Here is a 19,507-nt window from a genome sequence, read left to right as displayed (position 1 = left end):
ATGAGGAATCACATGCGAAGCGTGTTGAAGTATCTGTCCACCGGCTTTCTCGCCGCGCTCGTTCTCCTGCCCGTGGGTGCTGCGGCGCAGGACAACAAGACCGTGCCGGCAAGCCACACGGAAATGCAGCTCTCCTTCGCGCCGCTGGTGAAGCGCACGGCAGGTGCTGTGGTGAATGTCTATGCCGAGCGCGTCGTGCAGCGGCGTGTTTCCCCTTTTGCCGGTGATCCCTTCTTCGAGCAGTTTTTCGGCCAGCAGATGCCGAACCGCACGGAAAAGCAGTCATCGCTCGGCTCTGGCGTGATCGTGACGGCGGGCGGCCTTGTGGTGACGAACAATCACGTCATCGACGGCGCTGATGACATCAAGGTGGCGCTGGCGGATGGTCGCGAGTTTTCCTCCAAGGTGCTGATGAAGGACGACCGGGTTGATCTCGCTGTGTTGCAGATCGATGCCAAGGAGCAGTTCCCCGTGCTGTCGCTCGGCGATTCCGACAAGATCGAGGTGGGCGATCTGGTGCTCGCCATCGGCAACCCCTTCGGGGTAGGGCAGACGGTGACGAGCGGTATCGTCTCCGGTCTTGCGCGCAACCAGGTGACGCAGGGTGATTTCGGCTTCTTCATCCAGACTGACGCTTCCATCAACCCCGGCAATTCCGGCGGCGCGCTGATGAACATGGCGGGTGAGCTGATCGGCATCAATACCGCGATCTTTTCCAAGGGCGGCGGGTCGAACGGCATCGGTTTTGCCATCCCCGCCAATCTGGTTCGGGTGTTCGTAGCGGCCGCGGAGCGTGGCGACGCGAACTTCCAGAGGCCCTATATCGGTGCGACTTTCGATCCGGTAACATCAGATGTCGCGGAAGCGCTCGGCCTGCATCGCGCCCGCGGCGCGCTCGTCGTCGGCGTCACCAAGGGTGGTCCGGCGGAGAAGGCTGGTATCGAGCCCGGACAGGTGGTGACAGCCGTCAATGGCCTGGAAGTGGAGCATCCTGATGCGCTGGGTTATCGCCTGACGACGGCCGGCATCGGCAAGTCGGCCGAATTGACGGTGGTGGAAAAGGGCAAAGAAAAGAAGCTGACCATCGCTCTCAATACGGCACCCGAAACCGCGCCGCGTGATGAGCGGCTGCTCGAAGGCCGCAATCCCTTCGCAGGTGCTACCGTCGCCAACCTCTCGCCGAAGCTTGCGGATGAATTGCGCATGCCTTCGCAGGTGACCGGTGTCGTCATCACCGATGTGAAGCGTGGCTCACCGGCCTATCGCGTCGGTTTCCAGCCGAAGGATGTCATCCTGTCGCTGAACGGTGCGGATATCGGCTCCACCGCTGCGGTTGAAAAGGCGCTGGACGACAATCCCGGCTTCTGGCGTGTGGAAATCCTGCGCGACGGGCAGCGTATCCGGCAGTTCCTGCGATGAGCGACGACCTCTTCGCCCCGCAAGTGCCTGTCGAGGTCGCCAACCGGCGGCCTCTTGCCGATCGTCTGCGTCCGAAAACGCTGGCGGAGGTGAGCGGGCAGCCACATCTGACGGGCGAAGAGGGCGTTCTGCGCCGCATGATCGACAGCGGCTCACTCGGATCAATGATCTTCTGGGGGCCGCCAGGAACCGGCAAGACCACGGTTGCCCGCCTGCTGTCTGGCGAGGCGGGGCTGGCCTTCGAGCAGATATCGGCGATCTTTTCCGGTGTTGCCGATCTCAAGAAGGTTTTCGAGGCAGCGCGCACGCGCCGAATGAATGGCCGGCAGACGCTGCTTTTTGTTGACGAAATCCATCGTTTCAACCGCGCCCAGCAGGATAGTTTCCTGCCGGTCATGGAAGACGGCACCATCATTCTCGTGGGCGCCACCACCGAAAACCCGTCCTTCGAGCTAAACGCCGCTCTTTTGTCGCGCGCGCGTGTCCTGACATTCGGTTCGCACGACGAGGATAGCCTGAGCGAACTTCTGAAGCGCGCCGAGGAGGCCGAGGGTAAACCCTTGCCGCTGACGGAAGAGGCGCGCGCAAGCCTCATCCGCATGGCCGATGGCGATGGCCGCGCCGTGCTGACGCTTGCCGAAGAGGTCTGGCGGGCGGCGCGCAAGGATGAGACCTTCGATACCGAAGGGCTGACCCGCATCGTGCAGCGCCGCGCTCCGGTTTACGACAAGGGCCAGGACGGCCACTACAATCTCATTTCCGCGCTGCATAAGTCCGTGCGCGGTTCCGACCCGGATGCGGCACTTTATTATCTCGCCCGTATGTTCGATGCCGGTGAAGACCCGCTTTATCTCGGGCGGAGGCTGGTGCGCATGGCGGTAGAGGATATCGGCCTTGCCGACCCACAGGCGCTAGCGGTCTGCAATGCGGCCAAGGATGCCTATGATTATCTAGGCTCGCCGGAAGGGGAACTCGCGCTGGCGCAGGCATGCGTTTATCTCGCCACCGCGCCGAAATCCAACGCCGTTTATACCGCCTTCAAGGCTGCGATGCGGGCGGCTAAGGAGAACGGCTCGCTGGTGCCGCCGAAACATATTCTCAACGCACCGACCAAGCTCATGAAGGGCGAAGGGTATGGCGACGGTTACCGTTATGACCATGACGAACCCGACGCCTTTTCCGGGCAGGATTATTTCCCGGAGAAAATGGGGCGCACGACCTTTTACGATCCGCCGGACAGGGGTTTCGAGCGGGAAATCCGCAAACGGCTCGACTGGTGGGCGAAGCTGCGCCGCGAGCGCGGGTCGCGCTAGTCTCCATGCGGCCGGGGTACATTCCCTGTGATCTTGAGAAAGAGAATCAAGCGGCTGGCAAAGTGAGTCGCGAAATCGCGGCAACCCACTGTTTTTAAAAGAAATCAGGATGCCTTGCGATGGAGCGTTGCCTGCGGCTGCGCGGGTAGCATCTTGACGGAGGATTCTGCCAGACCGGTATGGCCCTCGGCATCGATGATCAGGTGCCAGTGCATGGTTTCCGGAACGGCGATGCGGATCGGTGATTTTTTGGCGACGCCGCCGAGGTATTTGAAGTCGAGCAATTCAGTGAAACGCTGGAAATTCGCACCCGTCATCAGCCGGACATTGTTGACGGACGACAACGATATTTCAAGCGTGGTGCCAGCCCGCAATTCCTTCAGGTCATAATGCGTATAGCGGAAATTCGGCCGGACCATCGCGCGCCTCCCTGTAGAGCCATTTCGGACAGGAAGGATAGGGGCGGCACGGTTAACGCTGTCTTTAAATGACGGTGGCGGGTCCGAAATTTCACGCCTGATGTCGTAATTCGGAACGATGCAATGATGTTTTCATCGAGCCCTGGAATAAGACCATCGTATAATATTCGTATTTAATAATAATAAATTTCTTGCCGTTAACATCGCCTGGTCGAAGTGCATTCGGCGATGTTGGGGGGAACATGAAAAACGTAACAATCTCTATGCGCCTTTATGCGCTCGTCGCATTGTTTCTGGCAATACTGGCTGCGGCTCTCACATTCAGCCTGTTTGAAAGTTATCGCGAGATGGAGCGCGAGCGCAAAGCCGGGCTGGCAGCGATGAACGAAACGGCCGTCGCCATTATCAAGCAATATTACCAGCTGGAGCAGGGCGGAAGCCTGACGCGGGAGGCGGCGCAACAGCAGGCGAAAACAACGATCGCGGCGATGCGTTATGGCAATGGTAGCGGTTATTTCTGGATTAATGACATGCATCCCACCATGGTGATGCACCCGATCAAGCCTGAAATGAGTGGCACGGACCTCACCGCCAACAAGGATCCGAACGGCAAGGCGCTGTTCGTGGAATTCGTGAATACGGTGAAGGCGGGCGGTCAGGGTTTTGTCGATTATTACTGGCCGAAGCCCGGTGCACCGGATCCGGTCGAGAAATTTTCCCATGTCGCTGGCTTCGCCCCCTGGGGCTGGATTGTCGGCACCGGCGTTTATGTCGATGATCTCGAGGCCGTATTCTGGCGCGACGCCTATTTTAACGGCGGCCTTTGTGTCGTGGTGGGCCTTCTGGTCGTTGGCGTCGCCGCCTTCGTGGTGCGTAGCGTGACACGGCCGATCGATCTTATCCGCCAGAGCATGAAGCGGATCGCCGATGGTGACGGCGCGGCCGAAATCCAGTTTGCCGACCGCGGCGATGAAATCGGTGCGATTGCCAAAACGCTTCTGGTATTGCGTGACAGTGTCAATGAACGCAGCGCGCTGCAGGCCCGCGAGGCCGATCAGCAGCGGGCGCTGGAGGAGGCGCGGCACGGCAACGAGATGGTTCTGCGTTCCGCATCCGAGCGTCAGGCCCATGCCATGGAGCGGCTGGGGCATGCGCTTGAGACGCTTGCCAATGGCGATCTGACGGTCGAACTTGCCGATATCGGCTCGGACTATGAAAAACTGCGTGTGGATTTCAATCGTGCCGTCGGCGCGCTGCATGGCGCGATCGAGGCGATTGCGAGAACCGGCCACGTCGTCAATGACAGCGCCTCCGACATCAGCGGCGCGACCGGCAATCTTTCCCGCCGCACCGAACAGCAGGCGGCAGCGCTGGAGGAAACGGCGGCCGCTCTCGATGAGATCACCGCGACGGTACGCACCGCCTCCGAGCGCGCCAATGAAGCCCGGCAGATGGTGCAGGACACAAAAACCAGCGCCGGCCGTTCGGGTGAGATCGTCCGCAACGCAGTCGATGCCATGGGACGTATCGAGGATTCCTCGAAACGCATCGGGCAGATCATCTCGGTCATCGACGAAATCGCTTTCCAGACCAACCTTCTGGCGCTGAATGCCGGTGTCGAGGCGGCGCGTGCCGGCGAGGCGGGTCGCGGTTTTGCCGTGGTGGCGCAGGAGGTGCGGGAACTGGCGCAACGCTCCGCCAATGCCGCCAAGGAGATCAAGACGCTTATCAACCGCTCGGCGGAGGAAGTGGGCGGTGGCGTCGCGCTGGTGCGTTCCACCGGCGATGCGCTGGACGAGATCGTGGCGCTGGTCAACCGCGTCGATGGCCATGTGAACTCCATCGCCACAGCGGCGCGGGAACAGGCGACCGGCCTGCAGGAGATCAACACCTCCGTCAACCACATGGACCAGATGACCCAGCAGAACGCCGCCATGGTGGAAGAAACGACCGCGGCCAGCCAGACGCTCGCCGCGGAAAGCCAGCAGCTGCGGGCGCTGCTTTCACGCTTCGAACTGGGGCAGGGCGCAGGACGCGCGGTTTCGCGGGCGGCTTGATTTGATCCGTTTTTCAATAAGTGGAGGGCGCGGCTTTGGCTGCGCCCTTTGCGTGTTGATGGACCTTCACCCACACTCGACGTCATCCTCGGGCTCGTGCCGAGGATCCAACCACGGCTCGTAAAATCAATCGGTTGCAGATGCTCGGAACAGGCCCGAGCATGACGGCGGGGAGGTCTTCGAACTTTCTCCTCCCCACGGATGCGGCTGGGCCGGGCTTTTGCATCAGATGGACCGCAAAACTAGCCATTCGTTATTTCCCGCAACCAATAAGGTTTCATTTACCTCATTTCTTTAAAATTTGTCCTGTATTGCCGCGATTGCGGCCGCTGAAGGTACAGGTTCTCGTATGGCGTATGTTTCCCTTCCGCGTCGTCTTGTGACGTTGCTGATGATTTCCACGGTCATGGTGTCGTGTTCGGCGGAGGGTCTCGTGCCTCCGGCCGAGGTGGACGGCACCACGCGCGTCAGCGCCATTCGCTCGTCGCGGCAGCAGGGTTACAGCGCGCCGGCGGGCGCGGTCAATCAGGTCGAACGGGCCGGGCAGGGTGCCGATTATCCCTCCACCATGTCGCAGCCGATGCCGGAACCTTACGCCTCGCAGGATCCGCTGCTGCAATCGCCGCAGGCCGGGCAGGGGTATTCCACACTCGATTCTCAGCATCAGGCGCGCATGGCGGCCAGCGGTCATACCAACATGCCGGCGCAACCCATGCAAGCCCAGACCATGCCCGGGCAGCAGTTGGCCAGCAACCAGAACGCCGAAGGCGAGGGCGGCGTGAACATGGATTCCATGCTGGGCGTGGAGCCGGTTCGCGGACTTGCCGAAGAACAGGATGCCGATATTGCCGAAGGCGCTTCGGCGCAGCCGGTGGTCGATGGCATCGGCACCGATAATCCAGTTGCCGTCTCTCCTCCTCGCCGGCAACAGAGCACCAGTCAATCGCGGCTGATACCGCCGCCGCCAGTTGGCTCCTCTTCCCGCCGCCAGCCGGTGGAGGAAGTCGCAATGCTGATGCCAAACGATCCGATGGCGGGTGGCCCGATGCAGAGCAACCGGTCGATGCCGCCAGGCGTCATGCCATCTTCCGAAGTTGCCTGCCGCAGCGAATTGCGCCGCCTCGGCGTCGCCTTCCGTGACGTCGCGCGTATTGCCGACGGCCCGACCTGCGGCATCGATTATCCGATTGAACTCAGCGGTCTTGCCAGCGGCGTTGCAATTCGTCCGGCGGTGAAGCTCAATTGCCAGGTCACGCTTGCCTTCGCCAAATGGGTGAAGTTCGAGCTCGTGCCGTCCTCGCGCTTCCGCTACCTCTCCGGCGTTGGCCGCATCACGCCGATGGGCGGTTATTCCTGCCGCAAGATGAATTCGCGTTCCAGCAATCCGTGGTCCGAACATGCGCGCGGCAATGCCATCGATATCGGCACCATCACGCTGAAGAACGGCAAGGAGATCGACGTCCGCAGCAAGAGCTTCTTTGCCTTCCGCGAAAAGGCACTTTTGAAGGCAGTGAGATCCGACAGCTGCAAATATTTCTCCACCGTTCTCGGGCCGGGCAGCGATCCCAATCACTGGAACCATTTTCACTTCGACCTGCGCACGCGCAAGTCCGGTTACAGGCATTGTGATTAGAGCGGCGATAGATAAACCGAAATCGGTCCCGCTGCTCTCAGTTCTTGTTTGAGCATCGGACTTTCCGAAAACCGCAATACAGTTTTCGCTCCGGTGCTCCAGGTGTGAGCTTTCAGTAGGTTGTCCGTTGGCAACGAACCGGAGGTGCGTGAGGCTTCCCCCCTCTGCCCTGCCGGGCATCTCCCCCTCAAGGGGGGAGATCGATCTGCGGCAAGGTCTTGCCCATCTCAACGTTTGAGAATGAAGTAGCGGTAGCGCCTCCTGCCTATCTCCCCCCTTGAGGGGGAGATGCCCGGCAGGGCAGAGGGGGGTAAACTACACCCACGCTCGACCCCAATGGACCGTCATTCCCGTCCCCGAAGCCCGAGGATGAGCCGCAATGACGGAGGGAGGGCGTTGGCATCCATCTCCCAACACATATGCCCCTGTCACATGCACAAAAAAAGACCGGCCCGAAGGCCGGTGAAGAAGACTGCCTTATCGGGGGGATATCGGCGTCTTTGCAAGGGCATGCAGTGGGAAAACGATCCCACAGAGTGGTCCATCCGGCGCGGATATGCGGCAAAAGACATCGCGCCGTACTGACCTGCGGCCAACATGGCTTGCCGCGCTTTTCTGATACGCTATGAGCGTCACATGTTTGTGACAACGGCCCTCGGAGACCGCTTTCATGCCCCCTGTTTCAGAGATACTGGTCTTTGCCGCCGCCCTAGCGGCCGCGGGTGTGGTGGCCGGACTTCTGGCAGGGCTGTTCGGCATTGGCGGTGGTGCGGTGCTGGTGCCGGTCTTCTATCATGTCTTCGGGCTTCTGGACGTGCCGGAGGCGGTGCGCATGCATCTTTCGCTCGGCACTTCGCTTGCCATCATCGTGCCGACCTCCATCCGTTCGTTCCTGACGCATCGCCAGAAGGGCGCGGTCGATATCGATCTGCTGAAGGGGTGGATTATCGCCGTGCCGCTCGGCACCATCCTCGCCTCCGTTGTGGCGGCCCATGCTTCCAGCGTCGCGTTGCGGCTGATCTTCGCCTTCATCGCACTCGCGCTCGCCTTCCGGATGATCGTCAACCGGGCGAGCTGGCAACTCGGCTCCGACCTGCCGAAAAACCCGGCCCGGTTTCTGGTCGGCACAGGCATCGGCCTTCTGTCCGGCCTGATGGGTGTGGGTGGCGGGGTGATGAACAATACCTTCATGACGCTTTACGGGCGAACGATCCATCAGGCCGTCGCCACCTCCTCCGGCGTCGGTGTGCTGATCTCGCTGCCGGGCCTTCTAGGCTATATCTGGGCCGGCTGGGGCGATGCGGGTCTGCCACCGTTTTCGACCGGTTTCATCAACTGGATCGCCGTGGTGCTGCTCATCCCCATCACGCTTCTCGTCGCTCCCTATGGCGCGCGGCTTGCCCATGCGCTCAGCAAGAAGCAACTGGAGAGGGCCTTCGGCGTGTTTCTGGTCTTCGTCGCCGCGCAGTTTTTCTATAGCGTTTACGGCTGATTTTCCGTCTATGCCGAACGCAGTGTTCAGTCCACCGGGCTGGCTTTTGCAACCTCTGCGGCCTATATGGCGTTCATCTCACTCGATTTCCAAAAGAGTTCGTCATGAATGCCATTGTTTCCATACGGAATCTGACAAAATCCTACGCAAATGGCTTTCAGGCGCTCAAAGGCGTCAGCCTCGATATTAAAGAGGGGGAAATCCTTGCCCTTCTCGGCCCGAACGGTGCCGGCAAGACGACGCTGATTTCCATCGTCTGCGGCCTCGTCAATCCGGGTGAAGGTTCGGTGCTTGTCGGCGGCCACAATGTGGTGAAGGATTTCCGGCAGACCCGCGCACTCATCGGCCTCGTGCCTCAGGAACTGACGACGGACATGTTCGAGACCGTGTGGAACACGGTCAGTTTCTCGCGCGGCCTGCACGGGCAGAAGAAGAACCCGGCGCTGATCGAAAGCATTCTGAAGTCCCTGTCGTTGTGGGACAAGAAAGACAACATGCTGCGGGAGCTTTCCGGCGGCATGAAGCGTCGTGTGCTGATCGCCAAGGCGCTTGCGCATGAGCCTAAGGTGCTTTTTCTGGACGAGCCGACCGCCGGCGTGGATGTGACCTTGCGCCGCGACATGTGGAATGTCGTTTCCGAGCTGCGCGCCAAGGGCGTCACCATCATTCTGACGACGCACTACATCGAGGAGGCGGAAGAAATAGCCGACCGGGTGGGTGTCATCAACGGCGGCGAATTGCTGCTGGTGGAAGAGAAGACCGCGCTTATGAAGAAGCTCGGCCGCAAACAGCTTTTCCTTGAACTGGCGCAGCCGGTGGAACGGTTGCCTGACACTCTCGCCCCCTTTGCCCTGACGCTTTCGGACGACCGCAGCACGCTCACCTACGAAATCGAGGGGAATGGCGAGCAGGGACGCATCGCCGATCTCCTGGGCGCTCTTTCCGCCGCCAACATCCATTTCAAGGATATTTCGACGCGGCAAAGCTCGCTCGAGGATATCTTCGTTTCGCTGGTGGGAGGCCAGAAATGAATTTCGAAGCCATCAAGTCCATCTACCTCTTCGAAATGGCGCGCACCCGCCGCACCCTGCTGCAGAGCGTGGTGTCGCCCGTCATTTCCACATCGCTTTATTTCATCGTGTTCGGAACGGCAATCGGTTCGCGGATTCAGGAAGTTGGCGGCGTTTCCTACGGTGCGTTCATAACGCCCGGCCTCATCATGCTGACGCTTCTGACGCAATGTATCAGCAACGGCTCCTTCGGCATTTATTTCCCCAAATTCACCGGCACGGTCTACGAGATATTGTCGGCGCCCGTGTCGATGACGGAAATCGTTGCGGGTTATGTTGGCGCTGCGGCGACCAAGGGGCTGATGATCGGCACGATCATTCTGATAACCGCGTCATTCTTCGTGGATATCACCATTGCCCATCCGTTCATGATGGTGCTGTTCTTCGTGCTGACGGCTGTCAGTTTCAGCCTGTTCGGCTTCATCATCGGCATCTGGGCGACGAATTTCGAACAGCTGAACCTCATCCCCATGCTGGTGGTGCCGCCGTTGACGTTCCTTGGCGGCAGCTTCTATTCCATCGACATGCTGCCGCCGTTCTGGCAGACGGTCAGCCACTTCAATCCGGTGCTTTATCTCATCAGCGGTTTCCGCTGGAGTTTTTATGAGATCGCCGACGTCAATCCGGTGATCAGCCTTGCGATGATCACGCTGTTTCTGGCGGTTTGCCTCGGTGTTGTCGCCTGGATGTTCAAGACGGGGTATCGGCTGCGCAACTGACGGCTCAAATCGTCAGAGATCGCGGGAAGCTTTCCTCATACGCGACGTCATCCTCGGGCTTGTCCCGAGGATCTGCAACCGATTGATTTAATTGAACGTGATTGTATCCTCGGGACAAGCCCGAGGATGACGAAGGAGAGGCTAATAAGCCCTCAAGACATGATCAACCCGCCATCGACATTTATCGTCTGGCCGGTGATATAGGCGGCATCCTCTGATGCCAGAAACGCCACCAGCGCGGCCACTTCCGCCGGCGTTCCGGCGCGACGCATGGGGATGTTGCGCACCCATTCGGCCATCAGTTCACCGGGTTTGTAATCGCCCAGCATCTGGCCCCAGACGCGGTCGTTATAATCCCACATTTCGGTATGGATGATGCCCGGGCAAATGGCGTTGACGGTGATGCCCTCAGGCGCCAGTTCCTTTGCAAGGCTTTGCGTCAGACCGATTACGCCGAATTTGGACGCGGCATAATGCGGTGTGTAGATGAAACCCTGCCGTGCCTGACCGGAAGCGGTGTTGACGAGGCGGCCTTTCGTGCCGCTTGCGCGGAAGCGACGGATAGCCTCCTGGCAGCAGAGGAACGCGCCCTTGGTGTTGACGTCGAGGTTCAAATCCCACTGTTCCTGCGTCAGATCCTCGATCTTTGAGATAGTGATGACGCCGGCGTTCTGGACGGAGATGGAAAGCGGGCCTATTGCCTCTTCCGCAGCGCCATAGGCGTCGCGCACCGCTGCCGCATCCCGCACATCGAGGATGACGCCGTGGGTGGCGGTGCCGGTTTCGTCCGCCAGTTTTTTAGCGGCGTCATGTGTGTCCTTGTCGACAGAGGCGATGGCGACTTTTGCGCCTTCCTCGGCAAAACGGCGGGCGATGCCGTAACCGATGCCCTTGTTGCCTCCGGTCACGAATACGGATTGACCTTCAAAGCGCCTCATGTCTCCTCCTTTATGGGTTTTGGCTATGTTTCCTGGCCGACCAGTCGTTCGGCGGTGAATTTATCGGTGACGAGCACGTCGATCACACCGGTTCTGAGCGCACCGGCAATCGCCTCGGTCTTTTTCGAGCCGCCGGCCAGCGCAATGACGCGGTCGACATTCGAGAGATTTTCCAGCGGCAGGCCGATGACCCGGTCGTCGAGCGGCGTCTTGACCGGCTTGCCGTCCTTGTCGAAGAAGCGCAGCGATATGTCGCCAACCGCACCCGCCTGGGCGAGATCGGCAAGCTCTTTGGCAGAGAAGATGTTGCCGGACCGGGCGAGAAGCTCTGACGGTTCGACTGCGCCGACGCCGACGATGGCGAGCGTAATGGAGCCGAAGAGATCGATGGTTTCGCGCACGAACGGGTCGGCCAGCATCAGAAGCTTGGCCTCGCGTGATGTGGAGACGCCCGGCACCGGCAGCAGCTTCGGTTCGGCCTCTGTGAGCCGCGCCAGCCGGGTGGTGATCTGGGTGGCATGCGTCTGCACGGAAGGATCGCCCATGCCGCCCAGTGTCTGGACGATGTAACGCGCCTTGGCTCCCTTCAGCGGATGGATGTTTTCCACCATCTTGAAGATCGTCTGGCTCCAGCTGGATACGCCGATGATCTCGTTCTGCGACAGCGTCACTTCGAGAAAATGCGCTGCCGCTTCGCCGATGCGGGCCATGATCGCACCGTCGCGATCCTCGCTGCAATCAACGACGATGGCTTCCGGCAGGTCGAATCGCTCGCGCAACTGCGCTTCCAGATCGCTATAGGTGCCCGGTGGTGGAATGATGCTGGTGCGGACGATGCCTTCCGCCTCCGCACGTTTCAGCATGCGCGAAACGGTGGCCTGCGACAGGTTGAGATGCTGCGCAATTTCCGCCTGCCGTTTGTGTTCGCTGAAATACATCTGCGCCACGCGGGATATCATCCGAAGTTCGTTGATCCTGCCCATAAGCCCTCCATGGTGAATTTTTATTCACCATTACCCGAGGTTACGGGCAAGGTCGAGCGGGCAATCGCGTCGCGCCAGATGCCGAGCCGCTGACGGCTTTCACCGTTTGCAGGCGCAATGGTGTTGCCGTTGCTATTCAACGCCGCGATGGCATTAAGATCGCTCCAGACACCGAGGGCCAGGCCGGCGAGATAGGCAGCACCCAGCGCGGAAGCTTCCGGCGCGTCTCGCTGAATGACGGGGTGTTCCAGCATATCGGCGACGCATTGCATCAGGAAAGGGTTCTGGCTCGGCCCGCCATCCACGAATAGGCGTCCAAAGCCGGAAGGCGACTGCGCGCGCATGGCGGCGAAGACATCGTGGACCTGAAAGGCGATGGAATCGGTGACGGCCCGGGCCATCTGGGCGCGGGTGGTGCTGAAATTGATCTGGGAGAACAATGCGCGGGCATGCGTATCCCAATAGGGTGCACCGAGACCAACGAAGGCGGGGACGAAACCGGGGCCATCAGGCTCGGCGGTGGCGGCAAGCTCCACGAGGGCCGCGACATCCGGCAGGCCGAGAATCTCCGTCATCCATGGCAGGGAGGCCGCCGAAACGAGAATATTGCCTTCAAAGGCGAAGGTTGGTTTGCCGCCGAGCCGCCATGCGACCGTCGTGGTGATGCCGCGCTCAGGCGCGATGAAATGCGGCAGCGTCGTCATGACTGACGAGCCAGTGCCGAAAGTCACCTTGCCGTCGCCGGGGTTGAACGCGCCATGGCCGAAAAGGGCGGCGTGGCTGTCGCCGATGGCCGCGAGGATCGGTGTGCCGTCCTTGATGCCAGGAACGCCTGATGTCACGCCGAAATCGCCGCTGCTGTCGCGCAGATCAGGCAAGGCGTTGATATCGATGCCGAAGAGGTCACAAAGCTCCTCGCTCCAGACTTGCCGGTTGAGATCGAGCACCTGGCTGCGGGCAGCATTGGAGGCATCGCAGGCATGGACCTTGCCGCCGGTGAAGCAATGGATGAGCCAGCTATCGATGGTGCCGAGGCGGAGCCTGCGGCCCTTCGGCGCGCGCTCCAAAAGCCAGCGCATTTTTGCGCCGGGAAACATCGGGTCGATCGGCAGGCCGGTCAGCGCCATGACGCGCTCGGAATGGCCCCTGTCGATCAGGTCGGCACAGTCCTTTGCGGTGCGGCGGCATTGCCAGCTGAGGACCGGGCCAAGCGGCTCGCCGGTTTCGCCGTCCCAGATGGTCACGGATTCGCGCTGGTTGGAAATGGCGATGGCGGCGACATCGATGTCAGAGGGCGCGGCTGCGAGGCAGGCGGAGATCGCTTCACGGACCGAGGCCCAGATGCGGTTCGGGTCCTGTTCCACCCAGCCGGGCTGCGGATAGGTAATGCCGACCGGCGATGAACCGCGCGCGAGCAACTCTCCGGTTTCCGAGACGAGTATGGCCTTGGAATTGGTGGTGCCCTGATCGATGGACAGAATAGCGCGCATCACTGTGTTCTCTCGTCTGCGGCGGTCATTTTCACACGGTGTTCTTTGTTTAAGAAGCTGCGTGCGTACTAAAAGAAGTCGCCGCGCATCCGAAGACACGCGACGACCCTGGGAGGAGACCTTATTTTCTCTTGATCAGCGCTTCAGCCGCATCCGCAATGGCCGCCGGTGCCATGCCGAATTCATCCAGCAGCCATTCGGCGGAACCGGTATGGGCGAAGACACCGGGAACGCCGAGGCGCTTCATCGGCACTGGCGAATGGTCGACCACGACTTCGGCGATGGCCGAACCGAGGCCGCCGAAGATCGAATGTTCTTCAGCCGTCAGGATCGCGCCGGTTTCCTTGGCTGCCGCGACGATGGCGGCTTCATCGACGGGGCGAACGGTTGCCATATTCAGCACGCGCGCCTTGACGCCCCGGCTCAACAGAATATCGGCGGCCTTGACGATGCGGTGGGTCAGCGTGCCATTAGCGATCAGCGTCAGGTCGGAACCTTCACGCAGCAGGTTGGCGCGGCCGAGTTCGAAGACGTGGCCTTCCGGCAGCAGATCCGGAACGCCGACGCGCGACAGGCGCAGGAAGCATGGGCCGGCATAGTCCGCCGCCCATTTGACGGCGGCTGCCGTCTCGATGCGGTCGCAGGGGGCGATGACCGGCAGGTTTGGCAGAACGCGGGTCCAGGCGAAATCCTCGATGGAATGGTGCGTCGGACCGAGTTCGCCATAGGCCATGCCGGAGGATATGCCGATCAGCTTCACATTGGCGTTGGAATAGGCAAGGTCGGCCTTGATCTGTTCCAGCGCGCGGCCGGTGAGGAAGCAGGAAGCGCCGCAGACGAAGGGCAGCTGGCCGCCATTGGCAAGACCGGCACCGACGCCTACCATGTTCTGTTCGGCAATGCCGACATTGACGAGGCGCTCGGGGAATTTCGATTTGAAGCCACCGAGCTTCGAGGAGCCGACAGAATCGTTGCAGACGGCGACGACCTTGTCATTGGCGGCGGCCAGCGCTTCCAGCGTTTCGGCGAAGGCGTCGCGGCAGTCATAAAGTTTGGCGGCGATTACGGGCGCGTTCATTACAATGCCTCCGAAAGTTCTTTGACGGCAATCTCGTATTGTTCCTTGCTCGGAACCTTGTGATGCCAGTCGACACGGTCCTGCATGAAGGAAATGCCGTGACCCTTGTTGGTGTGGGCGACGATGCAATGCGGGCGATCGCCGCGATGCTCCAGCGCCGGAACGACTTCCGCCATGGCGTTGCCGTTGATCTCGCTCACTTCCCAGCCGAAAGCCTCAAGCTTGGGGCGAAGCGGCGCGACATCATTGGTGTCGGCAATGGCGGCGCCCTGCTGAAAGCGGTTGTGGTCGATGATCAGCGTCAGATTGTTCAGCTTGAATTGCGCGGCGGACATGATGGCTTCCCAGTTGGAGCCTTCCTGCATCTCGCCGTCGCCGGTCATGACATAGGTGTGGTAGTCCGCGCCGGAAAGCTTGGCCGCCTTGGCCATGCCGACGGCAACCGGCAGCCCGTGGCCGAGCGGGCCGGTATTGGTTTCGACACCCGGCACCTTGTTACAGTTCGGATGGCCGTTGAGGCGCGAATTCGGCTGCAGGAAGGTCGAGATTTCCTCTTCCGGGATGAAACCGCGCTTGGCAAGCGTCACATACAGCGCGCAGGCCGTATGGCCCTTGGAAAGCACGAAACGGTCGCGGGCAGGGTTCTTCGGTTCATCCGGCCAGATGCGCAGGACGCGGAAATAAAGGGCGGTCATGATGTCGATGGCCGACAATTCGCCGCCGATATGGCCGGCGCCCGCTTCGAAAACAGCCTGCAGGTCGCGCAGGCGGATCTGGCGCGCAATGCGCTCTAGCTCTGTGGGCTGCATGGGATCCTCTTCAAAACATGCGTGTGAATATTTATACAGCTGTTTATATAATTGCAGACTTGGCGTTTCTGTCAAGGTCGAATTACGAATTCTCCTGTTTCGGCCCGTGCGGGTTCCCTCTGTCGCTCAATCCGCATTCACGCGGAAGAGCATCCCCACCTCCCTCATTCCTGTGCTTGTCACAGGAATCCAGTCAGCCCAAGTCCTTGGGCTAGAGGAGATTTTTCGCCGCGCAGACGCGCGTCGGCTGGATTCCTGTGACGAGCACAGGAATGAGGGGAGGCTGAAGATCGAGCGCCTCCAGTCTTCGTTCGCCAACGGCCTTGCGGTTAACGCCCTATTGACAAGCTTCTCCTAACTGGCTTATGCATGTTTCACCGATGATGAATAATTATTCTAATCGGTTTAAAAAAGACAAGACAGTCATCGGGAGGAGCCATGTCCGCGCTTGAACGCAATGAGGGGGTCACGCACACCAAAAGCCCGCTTGCCTGGTTAAGCGGTGCGACCGGACCTCTTTTGGGCCTGTTGCTACTGTGTGTGTTTCTGACCTTCACCAGCGAAAACTTCCTGTCGCTTCGAAACGGCCTGAACATTCTCGACCAGATCACCGTGCTCGGCATCATGGCCGTTGGCATGACCTTCGTGATCCTGCTCGGCGGTATCGATCTTTCGGTCGGTTCGGTTCTGGCGTTGTCGATGATGATCATGGGCTGGACGGCCAATGTCGCCGGCATGCCGATGGGCATGGCCATCGTGCTGGCGCTGATCGCCTCTGCCGCTTGCGGTCTTGTCGTCGGTATTCTCGTTACCGCCTTCCGGGTGCCAGCGTTTATCGCCACGCTTGCGATGATGTCGGTCGCGCGCGGTCTCGCCAATATGATTACCGATGGCCAGCAGATCGTCGGTTTTCCCGACTGGTTCATGATGCTGGCGATTGAGCGCCATTTCGGCGTGTTGACGGCAACCGTGTTGCTGATGCTGGTTGTGGTACTTGTTGCCTGGCTTTTCCTGCGTTTCCGCTCCGAAGGCCGCACAGTCTATGCGGTGGGTGGCAACCCGGAAGTGGCGCGTCTTGCCGGCATCAACGTGCCGCTGGTGACGATCTGTGTGTATATCGCCTGTGCGGTTCTGGCCGGTCTGGCGGGCATTGTTCTCGCGGCGCGTCTCGACTCGGTGCAGCCCTCCAGCGGCTTCGGTTACGAGCTGGATACGATTGCGGCCGTCGTCATCGGCGGAACCTCGCTTTCGGGTGGTGCGGGCGGCATCGGCGGAACGCTGATCGGCGTGCTGATCATCGGCGTGCTGCGCAACGGTCTCAATCTTCTCAACGTCTCTCCCTTTTTGCAGCAGGTCATCATCGGTGTCGTCATCGTGCTGGCCGTGGGCGCTGAAACGCTGCGCCGCCGCAGAAGCTGAATTTGCCTGCGGACGGGGATGAGCCGTCCGCGCAATAAACGACCCTCCCGATACGGGAGGCGTGAAAAACGACCGGAGGGGAGGAGGTTCGATCTGCCCGAGGGTCAAAAATCAACAAATGGAGGAATAATCATGAAATTTTCACGCATTCTGCTGACATCCGCCGCCCTTCTCGCCCTGTCGCTCGGCCAGGCCAACGCCGCCGAAGTCAAGAAGATCGGCCTTGCTGTCGCCAATCTGCAGGCGAACTTCTTCAACCAGATCAAGCAGGCCGTCGAAGCCGAAGCCAAGACGCGTGGCATTGCCGTCGTCACCGTGGATGCCAAGGGCGATGGCCCAACGCAGGTCAACCAGATCCAGGATCTTCTGACCCAGAACATCGACGCGCTGATCTATATTCCTGCTGGCGCCGCTGCCGCCACCGTTCCGGTGAAGTTGGCGAAAGCCGCAGGCGTGCCGGTCATCAACATCGACCGCAATGCCGATGGCGCGCCGGGTGATACCTTCCTTGCCACCGATTCCGTCGCTTCCGCCAAGTCGGTTTGCGACTACATCATCAAACAGGCCGGTGGTGCCGGCAAGATGGTCATCATCCACGGCCAGAAGGGCACGACGCCGGAAGTTGACCGTACCAAGGGCTGCATGGAATCGGTCAAGGCCAATTCCGGCGTGAAGGTTGTTGCCGAACAGTGGTCCAACATGTGGAGCCAGGACGAAGGCTTCCAGATCATGCAGAACCTGCTGCAGGCCAACCCGGATGTTTCCATTGTCTTTGCACAGGCCGATGGTCTGGCGCTTGGCACGGCACAGGCAATCAAGGTTGCCAACCCTTCGCAGAAGATCGTCGTTGGCGGTTTCGATGGCGATACGGCGGCGCTTGAAGCGCTGAAGAACGGCGTCTTCGACGTGACCGCGACGCAGCAGACCCAGAAGATGGGCCGCATGGCTGTCGAAATGGCCGTCAAGATCGTCGGCGGCGAGAAGGTTCCCGCCGTTCAGCTCTCCGATGCGACGCTGACGACAAAGGAAAATGTCGAAGGCTTCATCGCCAACCATCCGTAATATCTCTACCCCCGCGCGTCCGTCGGATGCGCGGGGGTATCATTGTTTTGTCTTTACGCAATTCGGACGCAAAGCTGCGGCCTATTCCGCTGTGAATGCTCCCTGGGAGGTCCCGTCATGCGCGAGCCGGTTCTTTCGCTCCGTGGCATCAGCAAACGTTACGGTCCGCTTGAAGTTCTCAAAGCCGTCGATCTTGACGTCTATCCGGGCGAAGTGGTGGCGTTGCTGGGTGAAAACGGTGCGGGCAAGTCTACGCTATCGGGCATTATCGCCGGTTCGCGTGAGCCGTCTGAAGGCAAAATGACGTGGCTTGGGCAGCCTTATGCGCCGTCTTCTCCGCGTGAGGCGATCGACAAGGGAATCGTGCTCATCCATCAGGAACTGAAGCTTCTGCCGGAGCTTTCGATTGCTGAAAACGTCTTTATCGGCCGCTGGCTAATGAAGAACGGTGTTGTCGACAACGCCGAGATGGTGCGCAGAGCCCAGCAGCAACTGGCGCGCCTCAATCTCCACATTCCCGCGACCCGCAAGGTGGGTGGCCTTTCGACCGCGAACCAGCAGCTGATTGAAATCGCCAAGGCGTTGGCGCTGGACGCCAAGTTGCTGATCCTCGACGAACCGACGGCCGCACTTGGCGGCGCGGAAACGCAGGCGCTGTTCGAGCAGGTGCGCAAGCTGCGCGCCGAGGGCGTGGGCATCGTCTATATTTCCCACCGTATGGAAGAAATCAGACAGATCACCGACCGCATCGTCGTGTTGCGCGACGGCGAGCGGGTGCATGAGTTCGCCGACAGCGCGACGCCGGTGCGCACCATCGTCGAAAGCATGGTTGGCCGCTCGCTGGAGCGCCTGTTCCCGGCGCTGCCCGAACCGCAGGACAAGGTGGTGTTGGAGGTCAAGGGGCTGACGGGTGCTAACAATGCTTTCCGCGACATCAGCTTCGGCGTTCGCGCCGGTGAAATTCTCGGCATCGCCGGTCTTATCGGCGCGGGACGCACCGAGCTGGTGCGCGCCATTTCCGGTGCCGATCCGACAAGTGCGGGTGAGGTGTTGCTGGATGGCAAGGTGCTGACGCTGAAAAGTCCTGCGGATGCGATAGAGAAAGGCATCGTCATGGTGCCGGAAGACCGCAAGCTGCAGGGTCTGGTGGTGGAGCACGAGATCGGTGAAAACCTGATCTATGCCAATCTTGACCGTGTCGGCACCGGCTGGATAACCCCGCGCATCAAGCGTGCCTTTACCAGGGAAGCCATCGCAAAATTCGGCGTCAAGGGCCGCAGCGAACAGCCGGCCTCGGATCTTTCCGGTGGCAACCAGCAGAAGGTGGTCATTGCCAAATGGCTGGCCCGCAATCCGCGTGTGGTGGTGCTGGACGAGCCGACGCGCGGCATCGATGTCGGCGCGCGTGCGGGCATCTACGATATTATCGTCGGTCTGGCGAAAGACGGTGTGGCCGTCATCGTCGTCAGCTCCGATCTCGAGGAAGTGCTGGGCGTATCGAACCGCATCCTCGTGCTTGCGCAGGGAAAACAGGCCGGCATCCTCAACCGAGACGAGGCCAACGACGTTTCGGTCATGGAACTGGCAACCATCTGAAGAAGGAAAT

At 60.4% G+C, this 19,507-nt stretch carries 16 protein-coding genes; 10 read left to right on the top strand and 6 right to left on the bottom strand.

Annotation, left to right across the window (positions count from 1 at the left end; genetic code table 11):
• Positions 1–12: 12 nt before the first annotated feature.
• Positions 13–1,419, top strand: a complete 1,407-nt coding sequence (locus tag NYR50_RS08060; RefSeq protein ID WP_418135593.1) for a DegQ family serine endoprotease — start codon at positions 13–15, stop codon at positions 1,417–1,419.
• A complete protein-coding gene (locus tag NYR50_RS08055) occupies positions 1,416–2,732 on the top strand; it encodes a replication-associated recombination protein A (RefSeq protein WP_174008772.1) in 1,317 nt (438 codons plus the stop codon). The genes NYR50_RS08060 and NYR50_RS08055 overlap by 4 nt, the downstream gene beginning before the upstream one ends.
• A 104-nt stretch (positions 2,733–2,836) precedes the next feature.
• On the opposite strand, the gene NYR50_RS08050 is transcribed toward NYR50_RS08055, so the two are convergent.
• Entirely contained in the window at positions 2,837–3,151 is a 315-nt protein-coding gene (locus NYR50_RS08050) for a DUF1883 domain-containing protein (RefSeq protein ID WP_174008771.1), read from the bottom strand.
• Positions 3,152–3,393: 242 nt separating this feature from the next.
• On the opposite strand from NYR50_RS08050, the gene NYR50_RS08045 reads away from it, so the two are divergent.
• From NYR50_RS08045 to NYR50_RS08025, 5 genes are all read left to right on the top strand, one after another.
• Positions 3,394–5,208 (top strand): methyl-accepting chemotaxis protein, encoded by a 1,815-nt coding sequence (locus tag NYR50_RS08045; protein ID WP_418135592.1) that lies wholly within the window; start codon positions 3,394–3,396, stop codon positions 5,206–5,208.
• 349 nt (positions 5,209–5,557) lie between these two features.
• The gene (locus NYR50_RS08040) at positions 5,558–6,841 is read left to right on the top strand and encodes an extensin family protein (protein WP_418135591.1); all 1,284 of its coding nucleotides are present in this window, start codon (positions 5,558–5,560) and stop codon (positions 6,839–6,841) included.
• Positions 6,842–7,511: 670 nt separating this feature from the next.
• Complete coding sequence (locus NYR50_RS08035; protein ID WP_418135590.1) at positions 7,512–8,333, top strand: sulfite exporter TauE/SafE family protein; 822 nt, start codon at positions 7,512–7,514, stop codon at positions 8,331–8,333.
• A 104-nt stretch (positions 8,334–8,437) separates the two neighbouring features.
• Positions 8,438–9,364 carry an ABC transporter ATP-binding protein gene (locus tag NYR50_RS08030; protein WP_418135589.1) on the top strand — a complete coding sequence of 309 codons (927 nt, stop codon included), beginning with the start codon at positions 8,438–8,440 and terminating at the stop codon, positions 9,362–9,364.
• A complete protein-coding gene (locus tag NYR50_RS08025; protein WP_010971948.1) occupies positions 9,361–10,122 on the top strand; it encodes an ABC transporter permease in 762 nt (253 codons plus the stop codon). Before NYR50_RS08030 ends, NYR50_RS08025 begins: the two co-directional genes overlap by 4 nt.
• 152 nt (positions 10,123–10,274) lie before the next feature.
• On the opposite strand, the gene NYR50_RS08020 is transcribed toward NYR50_RS08025, so the two are convergent.
• The 5 genes from NYR50_RS08020 to NYR50_RS08000 all read right to left on the bottom strand — a co-directional run bounded on the left by NYR50_RS08020 (position 10,275) and on the right by NYR50_RS08000 (position 15,420).
• Positions 10,275–11,060, bottom strand: coding sequence for an SDR family oxidoreductase (locus NYR50_RS08020; protein ID WP_418135588.1), 786 nt, complete (start codon positions 11,058–11,060; stop codon positions 10,275–10,277).
• Positions 11,061–11,083: 23 nt separating this feature from the next.
• On the bottom strand, positions 11,084–12,043 hold the full coding sequence (locus tag NYR50_RS08015; protein ID WP_174008764.1) for a sugar-binding transcriptional regulator: 960 nt from the start codon (positions 12,041–12,043) through the stop codon (positions 11,084–11,086).
• Positions 12,044–12,063: 20 nt separating this feature from the next.
• On the bottom strand, positions 12,064–13,533 hold the full coding sequence (locus tag NYR50_RS08010; protein WP_418135587.1) for an FGGY family carbohydrate kinase: 1,470 nt from the start codon (positions 13,531–13,533) through the stop codon (positions 12,064–12,066).
• Between the two features lie 121 nt (positions 13,534–13,654).
• Positions 13,655–14,611, bottom strand: a complete 957-nt coding sequence (locus NYR50_RS08005) for a transketolase family protein (RefSeq protein WP_418135586.1) — start codon at positions 14,609–14,611, stop codon at positions 13,655–13,657.
• A complete protein-coding gene (locus NYR50_RS08000) occupies positions 14,611–15,420 on the bottom strand; it encodes a transketolase (RefSeq protein WP_418135585.1) in 810 nt (269 codons plus the stop codon). The genes NYR50_RS08005 and NYR50_RS08000 overlap by 1 nt, the downstream gene beginning before the upstream one ends.
• A gap of 438 nt (positions 15,421–15,858) precedes the next feature.
• On the opposite strand from NYR50_RS08000, the gene NYR50_RS07995 reads away from it, so the two are divergent.
• From NYR50_RS07995 to NYR50_RS07985, 3 genes are all read left to right on the top strand, one after another.
• The gene (locus tag NYR50_RS07995) at positions 15,859–16,839 is read left to right on the top strand and encodes an ABC transporter permease (RefSeq protein WP_418135584.1); all 981 of its coding nucleotides are present in this window, start codon (positions 15,859–15,861) and stop codon (positions 16,837–16,839) included.
• Positions 16,840–16,971: 132 nt separating this feature from the next.
• A complete protein-coding gene (locus NYR50_RS07990; RefSeq protein ID WP_418135583.1) occupies positions 16,972–17,901 on the top strand; it encodes a sugar ABC transporter substrate-binding protein in 930 nt (309 codons plus the stop codon).
• Between the two features lie 117 nt (positions 17,902–18,018).
• Positions 18,019–19,497 (top strand): sugar ABC transporter ATP-binding protein, encoded by a 1,479-nt coding sequence (locus tag NYR50_RS07985; RefSeq protein ID WP_418135582.1) that lies wholly within the window; start codon positions 18,019–18,021, stop codon positions 19,495–19,497.
• Positions 19,498–19,507: the final 10 nt, after the last annotated feature.

The organism is Agrobacterium sp. El2ro-1b, assembly GCF_048298475.1.
GTDB lineage: Bacteria > Pseudomonadota > Alphaproteobacteria > Rhizobiales > Rhizobiaceae > Agrobacterium > Agrobacterium fabrum.
This window is presented reverse-complemented; position numbering and strand designations above follow the sequence as displayed.